Here is an 11263-nt window from a genome sequence, read left to right as displayed (position 1 = left end):
GCCGCTGCCGCCGGTGGCCATTCCCGGATTGCCCCAGGGACAATAACAACGCACTGTTTCACCCAGCATGAGACTGTGCTGCCCCTTCAAAACCCAATGCCCGCCATAGCGGGATTGCAGCGCATGTATTACCCCTATCCGGTCCACCTGAACGTCAGGAAGCTGCATTGCCAGCAGACGGGCCGCTTCACCTGGATGCGGGGTAAACAGCCGAACAGCCTTCGCACTGAGCAACGGCGCTCCAAAACGCGCAAGAATATTGAGGGCATCCGCATCCCAGACCTGGGGAATGCGCAAACTCCCGACCTCGGTCAGCATATCATGCGCTGCCAGCCCCTGCCCCAGACCGGGCCCCACGGCGAGTACCGCATTGTCCGGTAAGGCAGTGAAACTTGGAGGCCAGTCCCACCAGGTCGCTTCCGGAAGCGCGGAAGCCAGATAAGGAAGAGCGGAAGGATGGCCCACGGCTGTTACCAACCCTGCCCCGACCCGGTAGGCAGCCGTAGCAGCCAAAGCCAGTGCGCCGCCCATTCCTGCTGCGCCGCCCAGTACAAAAACATGACCAAAACGACCTTTATGTGCATCGGGAGATCTTTTCGGCAGTTTCGGCAAACTCTCCCAAGTTAATGCAACAAAGTCATCATCCACGTTCAGGCCCTCTCAATATCCTCCTCAGGATACGCGCTGACATGGTGAATACTCAAATCGGGACCGGCATATTCCGCCTCGGCATCCAGGCGGATACCAATGAAAGCCTTGATGGTGCCGTAAACCACTCCGCTACCCACCAGCGCAATCAAAACTCCCAAACTGGTGCCCAGCAGTTGCGACCAGAAACTGACTCCCCCAGCACCGCCCAGCATTTTCAGGCCGAAAATTCCCACGGCCAGGCCACCCCAGACACCGCAAACGCCATGCAAAGGCCAGACTCCGAGAACATCGTCCAGGCGCAGTCGATGTTGTACAAAGGTAAATAAATACACAAAAATAATCCCGGCTATGGCACCAATGGCCAGAGCCCCGATGGGCTGGACCACATCCGATCCGGCACAAATGGCCACCAGCCCTGCCAATGCCCCGTTATGCACAAAACCCGGATCGCCCTTGCCAACGGCCAGAGCGGCGAGCATTCCACCCACCAGGGCCATGAGTGAATTCAGGGCCACCAGACCCTGAATCTGCGCCAATTGCTGGGCGCTCATCACATTAAAACCAAACCAGCCGATGATCAGAATCCAGGAGCCCAAGGCCAGAAAAGGAATATTGGAAGGCGGCATGGCATGTACCGTACCATCCTTACCATAGCGCCCCCGGCGCGGTCCCAATAACCAGACTGCCATCAGGGCCATCCAGCCACCCATGGCATGGACCACTACCGAACCGGCGAAATCATGAAAAGGCGCACCAAATGTCTGCGTAAACCAGGCCTGAATGCCATAATTGTTATCCCAGACGATGCCTTCATAAAAGGGATACACCAGACCCACCAGAAAAGCCGTAGCCAGCAATTGCGGATAAAAACGGGCGCGCTCGGCAATGCCTCCGGAAATGATGGCAGGTACGGCTGCCGCAAAGGTCAGCAGGAAGAAAAAACGCACCATTTCGAAACCATGATCTCCGGCAGTCAGGGTTTGTACGTTTCCGAAAAAACTGATGCCGTAAGCAATATGATAACCGATAAAAAAGTACACAATGGTCGAAATGCCAAAGTCACTGAGGATTTTGACCAAAGCATTGACCTGACTGCGACGGCGCACGGTCCCCAGTTCCAGAAAGGCAAAGCCGGCATGCATCGCAAAAACCAGAATGGCGCCCATCAACAAAAAGAATACATTACCGCCCGGAGGCGTCACACCCGTAGCCAGCATACGACTTCTTCCTCTCTCAATTGTTTTGTTTTAACTATTCATCCAGCAGGCGGCGTCCATGCAGCGCCCGCCCGAGTGTGCCGCGATCTACATATTCCAGTTCACCGCCCACTGGAACGCCGTGGGCAATACGACTGATGGTAATACCTGCAGGCACCAGATCTGCCAGAAACTGGGCAGTGGCTTCACCTTCCAGAGTGGGGTTGGTGGCAAATATCACCTCCTGCAGACCCGCTTCCGCCAAACGCGCACTGAGACGATCCAGATGCAAGGCCTCCGGACCAATGCCATCCAGAGGCGACAAATGGCCCATCAACACAAAAAAATCCCCGCTGAACACGCCCGTATCTTCAATGGCGCGTAAATCTGCGGGTGATTCCACAATGCACAGCTGCGAATGATCCCGATGCGCACCCCGACAAACGCCACACAAAGGGGCTTCGCTGAGGTTATTGCAGCGCTCACAAAAACGCACTGTGGCGTGCGCGCGTTCAAACGCAGCGGCCAATTGGGGGAGCAGGCTACGTTTGCGCACCAACAGATCGTAGCAGATGCGCTGCGCAGAACGCGGCCCAATACCGGGGAGGCGCCTTAACAGCGCCTCCAAAGCCTCCATACTCGGAACATCAGCCATATCAGAAAGGCAGATTCATGCCCGGAATGCTCATCCCGCCCGTCACTTCGGACATCCGCTCGGCGCTGACTTTTTCGGCATTGCGTACGGCATCATTAATAGCTGCAGCCACCAAATCTTCCAGCATTTCCTGATCATTATCCGCCAGCAACGAGGGGTCAATACGCACCTTGCGCACATCATGGCGACAGGTCATGGTGACCTCTACCAGATTACCGCCGGCATGCCCCTGGACTTCAATATGGGCCAGTTCTTCCTGGGTTTTTTGCAGACGATCCTGGAGTTGCTGCGCCTGTTTCATGATATTTCCCAAACCACCTTTCATCATCGACTACCTCCCTGTTAATTCGTTAAAGTCATCAAGGTAATAGATTCTACCTGAGTACCCAGTATTTCCGTAAATTGTTTGATCAGAGGATCATTGGCCACCCTGACCTGCGCTTCTTCCTGTTGCGCGGAGGCCTGAGATTCTGCTTCAGCATAGACACTGCGTACGCCGCTTGCCTCGGTCAATTCACGGATGCCAAGTTGCGGCGTCTGACCAAAGTGGTCACTGAGCGCCTTCAGAATTCGCGCTTTCTCCTTGATAATAAAGGGCAGATAGCGAGGCTCTATGAGCAGATCCACCTTTTGCGCATCACACTGCAGGGCCTGACCGTGACGCAGCTGTTCCTGCAGCAGCGGTGAAAGTGACAATGCTGCAATCAGTTCCTGCCAGGAAAGGCTCAAATTGCCCGCTTGCAGGGGTATGAATACCTCTTCGCTGTGAATTTCTGGAGCTGGCTCGCGGACCATATCCGAAAATGTGCGTGATTCTGGAATCAGTTCTGGCATAACGGATTGAACAGTTTCAACGGCTTTGATCGCAGTCTCGGTAGAGGTTTGAGAGATTGAACTGGGCTTTTTTTCCGGTTCTGGCGGCACCGCCGAAGGTGGAATATTCCCCGTAGAGAAACTGAGCACCCGCAAAAACGCCATTTCCAGTGCCATGCGCTGATCTGGATATAGCTGAAAATCCCGGCGCGCTGACAGCAACAGGGCGTACCAGGACTGTAAAACCAGTGGATTGATTTTGTTTCGTAACTGACTGATCAGTTCCGCATCATCACCCTCTGCAACGCCTGGCACAAACTGAGCAAGACTCAAACGATGGGTCCCCTCGATGACCAGGTCCAGTAACCCGGCGGCATCCAGACCCCGCGCCAGGTGTTCGTTGACCAGCGCAAAAACGCGTTCCGCATCTTGGGCAATAAGCGCTGCAATCATCAGCATAGTGGTATCGTCGCCACTGCGTCCCAGCATGCCAAGCACACCCTCGCGGCGCACTTCGCCACCACCATGGACAATGGCCTGATCCAGAAGACTGAGGGCATCGCGCAAACTGCCATCGGCAGCTTTGGACAATATGTGCAGTGCGGCATCTTCTGCGGAAATTTTCTCTGCCTGCATGATCTGCTGCAGGCGACCCTGAATCTGGCCGATTTCCAGCCTGCGTAAGTTGAACTGCAAACAGCGGGATAAAACGGTGACGGGAAGCTTCTGAGGATCGGTGGTTGCCAGCAAAAACTTAACGTGTTCAGGCGGTTCTTCAAGGGTTTTCAGGAGTGCATTGAAACTATGGGTGGACAGCATGTGCACTTCATCAATGAGGTAGATTTTATAGCGCCCAGCCACTGGGGCATATTGGACGTTATCGAGAAGTTCACGGGTTTCATCCACGCGCGTGCGGCTGGCAGCATCCACTTCCAGCAAATCGACAAAATTTCCGGCGCTGATACTCAGACAGGCGCTGCAGGTTCCGCAGGGTTGGCTGCTGATGCCTTTTTCGCAGTTCAAACATTTGGCAAGCAACCTTGCCAAAGTGGTTTTACCTACGCCTCGCGTTCCGGTAAACAAAAATGCATGGTGGATTCGACCGGAGTCCAAGGCATGACGTAAAGCCGCCACAACCGCTTCCTGGCCAACAAAATCTTCAAAATGCTGGGGCCGCCAACGCCGGGCAAGGGCTAAATAACCCGTCATGGGAAAACACAAAATTGGGAGGCGACGCGAATCAGCCGCACCCCGGCACCTGGATCGCCGGCTGCCGCTGCTCCCTTCCGGGCCTGACGGGGTTCACCAGCTACCACTGCGAGGGGACCGATTGTTGTCGCCATAGAAAACCTGAAATTGTCCACACAAGGACGAGAACAGACGAAAAGTGCAACACAACTTTTGCACTCACAAGTCGCGAAGGTATCAGAACCCCGATCTGCGATCAATATTGGCCACTCAAAATCGTCAGGGTTAAAACCGCTCAATCACCATTAGGGTGGAATACTTTTTTGTGACTGATTCGCAGGAAGCTATAAAGCATCCCCAAGAAGGTTAGGCACCAAGCGGTCAGCGCCAGGAAAAAGGAAGCATGGGCCAGCGGAAACAAAAAAGTCAGGTCTAAGCTATGAGCCATGTGGAGCGTTGCAAGACTGTACATTCCCAACGGAAATACCATGGCCCAGTAGGAATCATCGTAACGGAGGGGAAATTTTCTTATGACATAGCGCCAGAACCCCAGGATGATCAGCAACGGAATCCACCAGCTCCCACCTGCCCAATAAAACAGGGTGAACCCCTTAATAAACGGCAGAAATGGGTGCAGATAGGGCGCTGACTCCCCATTAACCACCAGTAACGATCCCGCCAAGGTGGAAATAGCCATGGCGCCCATATTGCTCCAATAGGAAGAATGAAGATGTTCGGGTAAAAAATCCAAAAAAATCATTCGATAAAATATCAGCACCATAACCCAGATATATAACATTCCCCCCAATAACCAGAGACTGAGTGCGATGAAGTCAAATTCCGCCCTGGGCATGAAAGACCAGTGGATATCCAGCAGTAAAATCAAAATAGCAATAGATTGTGGGGCGATGATGTGCAAGAGCCAGCCACCAGAAATACCATTTATCAGTCCAGGTTTATGTTTCTGAATCATGAATCGAGTGAGTAAGCCGTAATTCAGTGTCAAGTAAAGAATTACTGCCAATACCAACAAAAAAGCTGGAGTAATTGTTTGTTTTTCAAGGATAACAAATTGACTACCAAGAACGCAGCTTCCAGCCACCATCGTCAGAAAACCAGAGCCTTTTTGCACATTGGCAAAATCGGCGAACATCTCCGAAGGGTAGCGTAAAATACGGCCAATATTCATGATCCATAAAATGCTGTAGAAGGCGATATTAAGCCCGAGCAAAAGGCTTGCTAGGAGCGTTAAGTGCAACAGTTCTGCCGAAATGGAAATAACGCCCGTACCCATCACCAGCGTAAAATACGCAGGAGAAAGATTTTTTAAGGCTGAATAATGCATTCGGATTTTTGGCACTGACAACAATCAGTGCTCCAACGCTGAAACATTTGAAACCATATAAAAATTGGCGGAGATGGTGCAATCCAATCCAATGTCCACCAGCGTTCAATGTTATCCATAATAATCTTTACATTCATAATGTTATAAAAATCGTTACTCGGTAGCGAGAGTTCCGGATGATCAGTATCCTCCGGGCATTGCCCGCAGGCAAGATTGGCAGGGGCAGCGTATGCCATCTTGTCACTATAGAAATCATCTCACCGGTTTACTGACCCATGGACGACTATCCTTCGGCTGGCAGCGTCCGATCCGCACCGCAGGCCACCACCTCCTGCGCCGGCGTGATCTCGTGAAACCAGAAGTCAAGGACATCGGAGAACATTATCAAGCCAGATCAAACCGATCCAGATTCATCACCTTGGCCCAAGCTGCCACAAAATCCCGCACAAACTTGGCTTGCGCGTCAGCACTGGCATACACCTCGGCCACTGCCCGCAACTCGGAATTGGAACCAAAAATCAGATCCACCCGGGTCGCCTTCCACTTTTGCTCCCCGGTTTTACGGTCATAACCAGAAAAGCTGTTTTTCACCTCCGAGTCAGCTTTCCACTCCGTAGCCATATCCAACAGATTGACGAAGAAGTCGTTACCGAGAACCCCAGGCCGATCCGTAAATACCCCTTCGTTGGACTGCGCATAGTTGGCTCCCAAAACCCGCAAGCCGCCAATCAACACCGTCATTTCCGGGGCCGTCAGCTTCAGTAACTGCGCCTTGTCGACCAGCAGCACCTCAGCACGGATATCTGCAGCCCGAGCGCTACGGTAATTGCGAAAGCCATCGGATATCGGCTCCAGATGTGCGAAGGAGACGATATCCGTCTGGTCTTGAGGCGCATCCATACGCCCGGCACTGAAAGGAACCGTGATATAGTGGCCGCCCTTTCTGGCTGCTGCTTCAATCGCCGCACAACCCCCAAGAACGATGATATCTGCCAAAGAAACTTGCTTATCCCCGCTTTGTTTTCCATTGAAATCAGCGCGAATGCTTTCCAGTGTCTGCAATATCTTGACCAATTGTCGAGGCTGATTGACCTCCCAATCCTTCTGGGGCACCAAACGGATACGCGCACCATTGGCGCCGCCACGCTTGTCCGACCCCCGAAAAGTCGAGGCCGATGCCCAGCTGGTGGCAACCAGCTCCGAAACGGTTAAACCCGAATCCAGAATTTTGACCTTGAGGGAAGCCACATCCTGCTCATTGATAAGCGGATGATTCCTTTTCGGTATGGGATCCTGCCAGAGCAAATCCTCCACCGGTACTTCCTTGCCCAAATAACGGGTTTTGGGACCCATGTCCCGATGGGTCAACTTGAACCAGGCTCGGGCAAAAGCGTCTTCAAATGCATCAGGATGGGTGTAAAAATGCCGTGCAATCTTCTCATACACCGGATCAAAGCGCAGTGCCAGATCAGTAGTAAGCATGGTCGGACGATGATGCCTGGAAGGATCGTGGGCATCGGGAACATTATGGGGTGCATCTTTGGCCACCCACTGGTTCGCACCTGCCGGGCTTTTGGTGAGTTCCCACTCATATCCGAACAGGGTTTCAAAAAAAGTGTTATCCCACTGTGTCGGCGTTTTGGTCCAGGTGACTTCCAGACCACTCCCGATCGTGTCACCGCCCTTGCCGCTTCGGAAACTGCTTTTCCAACCCAATCCCTGATCTTCAATAGACGCGCCCTCTGGCTCGGGACCGACATGCGTTGCAGGACCAGCACCATGGGTTTTCCCGAAGGTATGGCCTCCAGCAATCAAGGCCAGGGTTTCTTCATCATTCATCGCCATGCGGGCGAAAGACTCCCGAATATCCACAGCAGCGGCGAGGGGATCGGGATTTCCTCCGGGGCCCTCCGGATTCACATAAATCAAACCCATCTGCACTGCGGCCAAGGGATTTTCAAGGTCACGCTTACCGGAATAGCGGTTGGCATCACTCAGCCAGATTTTTTCCGATCCCCAATAAACAGATTCGTCGGGTTCCCAGACATCCCTGCGCCCCCCGCCAAAGCCAAAGGTCTTGAAGCCCATCGACTCCATTGCCACATTTCCGGCAAGGACCATCAAATCACCCCATGAGATGCTCTGACCATATTTCTGTTTGATCGGCCAGATCAAACGCCGTGCCTTATCCAGAATAACGTTATCCGGCCAACTGTTGATCGGTGCAAAGCGCTGCTGTGCTGCGCCCGCACCACCGCGACCGTCACCCGTGCGATACGTCCCGGCAGCATGCCACGCCATCCGTATAAACAAAGGGCCATAGTTTCCAAAATCGGCCGGCCACCAATCCTGTGAATCCGTCATCAATGCGCGGAGATCTGCTTTTACCGCATCGAAGTCCAACTCCTTGAAGGCTTTGACGTAGTCAAAATCTGCATCCAGGGGATCTGACAATGATGAGTTTTGGCGGAGTAGACCCACATTAAGACGTTCTGGCCACCAATCACGATTGGACTGCACTTCTCCCGCAGCAGCGGTATTATGAAACGGGCAATTCATTTCTGTTGACATGATGCATCCTCCCTCAATGGAACCCGAGCAGAATGAATTTCCTCGAGCAATAACCATTCTGTTGTAGTAGACATTGGTAATATACTAAATATATTTATGGTATTGATTAAAATTTAGATACGATATAATAAATTGTCAAGCACCCAGAAAATTTCGAAAACCTCTCTCCATGCGCTAAAGTTATTAGGGGTAGATTTGCAGGGGTCAGTATGGTGGGACTCGTCCGCCCATCAGGATTTTTCAACCCATTCGGAGGCGCCAAAATGAACCCGGTAAAAGTTAGTAGACCTCAAGTCCAAATTACCAAGGATGGCCCATATGTTGTCTCGGGAAAGGTTCCTCTCAGCAAGGAAATTATCGGAACCAACGAAGAGGATGAATCGACAAAGTGGAAGCACAGCCGGTCATACCCCTCTCAGGAGCGGTACGCGTTGTGTCGGTGCGGCCATAGCAGCAACAAGCCATTTTGCGACGGATCGCATCTGACCGTTGGTTTTGATGGCACCGAAACTGCGCAGCGCCTGCCCTATCTTGAGCAGGCTAAAACATTGCGGGGCCCAAGCATGTCATTGACCGATGTGGAGAGCCTGTGTTCGTCCGCACGCTTTTGTGACCCCCACGGATCCGTGTGGAAACTCGTCTTCACAACAGATAGGCCCTTACCAAGTAAGCATTTTGTCAAGCAGGCCTGCGACTGCCCATCGGGGCGACTGGTGGCTTGGGACAACGATACCGGAAAACCGATTGAGCCGAAGTTTGAACCATCCATTGCATTGATTGAAGACCCTTCCAAGGCTTGCTCCGGACCATTATGGTTGCGCGGTGGGGTGTCATTAATCGGATCTGATGGTTTCGAATATGAAGTGCGCAATCGAATGACTTTGTGCCGCTGCGGCGCGTCTCGTAACAAGCCCTTTTGCGATGGCACGCATATATCCATCGGATTTTATGACGAAAAAGGAGATGAAGCATGCAACGCGTAGCAGGCGCGTTGATGGGCGCACTGATTGGCGATGCACTGGCTTTGGGCTGTCATTGGTACTATGACCTTGCCGAACTACGGCAGGAATGTGGCCCCTGGATTACGGATTATCTTACGCCGCGCCCTGGCCGTTATCATGGTGGCCTGCTTGCCGGTGACCTTTCCCAAACCGGCCTGCTACTGGTCATGCTGATGGAATCGTTAATCCACTGCGCGGGTTATGAGGAGGACGATTTTACGCATCGACTGGATACGGAACTGTTTCCCCAATTGGACGGCACACCCATGCAGGGACCGGGAGGCTACACTAACCAATCCATTCGGGAGGCTTGGCGGAAGCGGGTGTCGGAAAAACGCCCATGGGGAGCATGTGCCGGTGACGCAGACACGACGGAAGGTGCCGAGCGCGCCATTGCCATTGCTGCTTTTTTTGCCCTGCAGCCGAAAAAAATGGCAGAAGCGGCGTGCAGTAACATTATCCTGACCCAGCGCGATCCGGCCATCGTCGCTATGAGCGTTGCATTCAACGCCGTTTTGAGTCAGTTGATCTCTGGTGTTTTCTTGACGCCGCAAATGGGCACCAGACTTATGGCGCAAGCAACCAGTGGCGTATTACCATTTCACCAGGTAACTCAGGGTCATCTGCACCCACCGCAAGGCACCGAAAAGATACAGGCCGGTCAGTTTTCATCCCCCGATGCATTGCTCACGGCAGGTTATGCCGCATTGGCCGCTGCAGATCCCGACATCATCATTGAACCCGCCTGGAAGGTGAGTCTGGTATATGGCATGCCCTGTGCCATATATCACCAACTTCCAGGCGCTTACTACCTGGCCAGCCGTTTCCGGGAAGATTATGAATCCGCCGTATTGCACGCCATCAATGGAGGCGGACAAAACATGTCCCGTGCGATGCTGACAGGAGCACTCGTGGGCGCTCAGGTAGGCCTGGAGGGTATTCCCCACCGTTTCATCACCGGGCTGCGTGATTCCCAGCAATATCTGGCGTTGGCGTCGGAAATGGAGCAATGCGCCGGCCTCAACGCCAAGCTCCGCTGAAAGAGCCAGATCGCGCCTGCCCGTCACCGTGACAATAAGTCTGGTTCCGAAATGGCCAACGCGTTAACTCAGGCTCATATCGTCCGGATTTTTCCATTCATGACGCAAGCTTTCCTTAGGCAGCTTGTCACCACTGAAACCCTCCTGTTGCAAAAAATCGGCCAAGGCTACTGCTGCTGTCCCCGCCAGTTTGGCATTGTCCTGAATATTCTGGGCAATATGTTCCGCTTCATTGGCGCTCAGAACCAACTCCACACTGTGTTCCTTTTCTTCACGAATCTGCATGGAATCCTCCTATTCAAAAGCGTGCGGGGGCTGCCGGAAGTGATCGTCGATCCGATAGTCTTGTTCGGCTAGCAGGTAAGCCATGTCCAGAGTATCTTTGGCAAAACTTTCGGCGTTTTTAACGAGGGGTTCAACAATTTTCGACAGATCCTTTTTGTCAAAACGAATGGTGATGCTTTGGGCATCCTTGTAGACGAGCTCCATGAGGTTCTCCTCTTTGTAGTGAATAATCATGCTATGGAAATCCAAGCTGCACTTTTAGGTTTAGTAGATGAGGAGATACTTGTCAAAATGTGTTGTTTGGAGCCTCGTCATTTCAACTGGTACTGGCCCTATACGATTCCTTGACGGAGAGCGGATGGCCTTTCCATACTAGTCAATAAATTTATTAACTTTATTGCATATGGAGGTGCCTCATGTTTTTCCAACAACGCCGTGGTGACGATGGAACTCTGTCTTACTTCTACGGCTGTGGTGGTAAAGGTTTTGCCGTCGCGGTAGATGTGGTGGCCGGTGAT

At 52.6% G+C, this 11263-nt stretch carries 11 protein-coding genes and 1 other RNA gene; 2 read left to right on the top strand and 10 right to left on the bottom strand.

What is annotated here, in order from left to right; genetic code table 11:
• From HAP95_RS05670 to katG, 8 genes are all read right to left on the bottom strand, one after another.
• On the bottom strand, positions 1-648 hold a 648-nt coding region (locus tag HAP95_RS05670; RefSeq protein WP_215883337.1), incomplete at its 3' end, for an ADP-dependent NAD(P)H-hydrate dehydratase.
• Between the two features lie 2 nt (positions 649-650).
• Entirely contained in the window at positions 651-1868 is a 1218-nt protein-coding gene (locus HAP95_RS05665) for an ammonium transporter (protein WP_215883336.1), read from the bottom strand.
• Positions 1869-1902: 34 nt separating this feature from the next.
• The gene (recR, locus tag HAP95_RS05660) at positions 1903-2502 is read right to left on the bottom strand and encodes a recombination mediator RecR (RefSeq protein ID WP_215883335.1); all 600 of its coding nucleotides are present in this window, start codon (positions 2500-2502) and stop codon (positions 1903-1905) included.
• 1 nt (position 2503) lies between these two features.
• Positions 2504-2830, bottom strand: coding sequence for a YbaB/EbfC family nucleoid-associated protein (locus HAP95_RS05655; RefSeq protein ID WP_215862925.1), 327 nt, complete (start codon positions 2828-2830; stop codon positions 2504-2506).
• A 14-nt stretch (positions 2831-2844) separates the two neighbouring features.
• Entirely contained in the window at positions 2845-4524 is a 1680-nt protein-coding gene (gene dnaX / locus HAP95_RS05650) for a DNA polymerase III subunit gamma/tau (protein WP_215883334.1), read from the bottom strand.
• A 26-nt stretch (positions 4525-4550) separates the two neighbouring features.
• An RNA gene (gene ffs, locus HAP95_RS05645) (signal recognition particle sRNA small type) lies at positions 4551-4647 on the bottom strand.
• A gap of 151 nt (positions 4648-4798) precedes the next feature.
• Positions 4799-5863 carry a tellurite resistance/C4-dicarboxylate transporter family protein gene (locus HAP95_RS05640; protein WP_368356556.1) on the bottom strand — a complete coding sequence of 355 codons (1065 nt, stop codon included), beginning with the start codon at positions 5861-5863 and terminating at the stop codon, positions 4799-4801.
• A gap of 369 nt (positions 5864-6232) precedes the next feature.
• Positions 6233-8419, bottom strand: coding sequence for a catalase/peroxidase HPI (katG, locus tag HAP95_RS05635; RefSeq protein ID WP_215883332.1), 2187 nt, complete (start codon positions 8417-8419; stop codon positions 6233-6235).
• A gap of 263 nt (positions 8420-8682) precedes the next feature.
• Between katG and HAP95_RS05630 the strand changes: the two genes are divergently transcribed.
• On the top strand, positions 8683-9402 hold the full coding sequence (locus HAP95_RS05630) for a CDGSH iron-sulfur domain-containing protein (RefSeq protein ID WP_215883331.1): 720 nt from the start codon (positions 8683-8685) through the stop codon (positions 9400-9402).
• The gene (locus tag HAP95_RS05625; RefSeq protein ID WP_215883330.1) at positions 9390-10460 is read left to right on the top strand and encodes an ADP-ribosylglycohydrolase family protein; all 1071 of its coding nucleotides are present in this window, start codon (positions 9390-9392) and stop codon (positions 10458-10460) included. The genes HAP95_RS05630 and HAP95_RS05625 overlap by 13 nt, the downstream gene beginning before the upstream one ends.
• A 63-nt stretch (positions 10461-10523) precedes the next feature.
• Here the strand turns inward: HAP95_RS05625 and HAP95_RS05620 are convergent, their stop codons facing one another.
• Positions 10524-10745, bottom strand: coding sequence for a hypothetical protein (locus HAP95_RS05620; RefSeq protein WP_215883329.1), 222 nt, complete (start codon positions 10743-10745; stop codon positions 10524-10526).
• Between the two features lie 9 nt (positions 10746-10754).
• Entirely contained in the window at positions 10755-10949 is a 195-nt protein-coding gene (locus HAP95_RS05615; RefSeq protein WP_215883328.1) for a hypothetical protein, read from the bottom strand.
• Positions 10950-11263 lie beyond the last annotated feature (314 nt).

It is taken from the genome of Acidithiobacillus sulfurivorans, assembly GCF_018853815.1.
Taxonomy (GTDB): domain Bacteria; phylum Pseudomonadota; class Gammaproteobacteria; order Acidithiobacillales; family Acidithiobacillaceae; genus Acidithiobacillus; species Acidithiobacillus sulfurivorans.
Note: the sequence above shows the minus strand (reverse complement) of the source record. Positions and strands in the feature narration are given on the sequence as shown.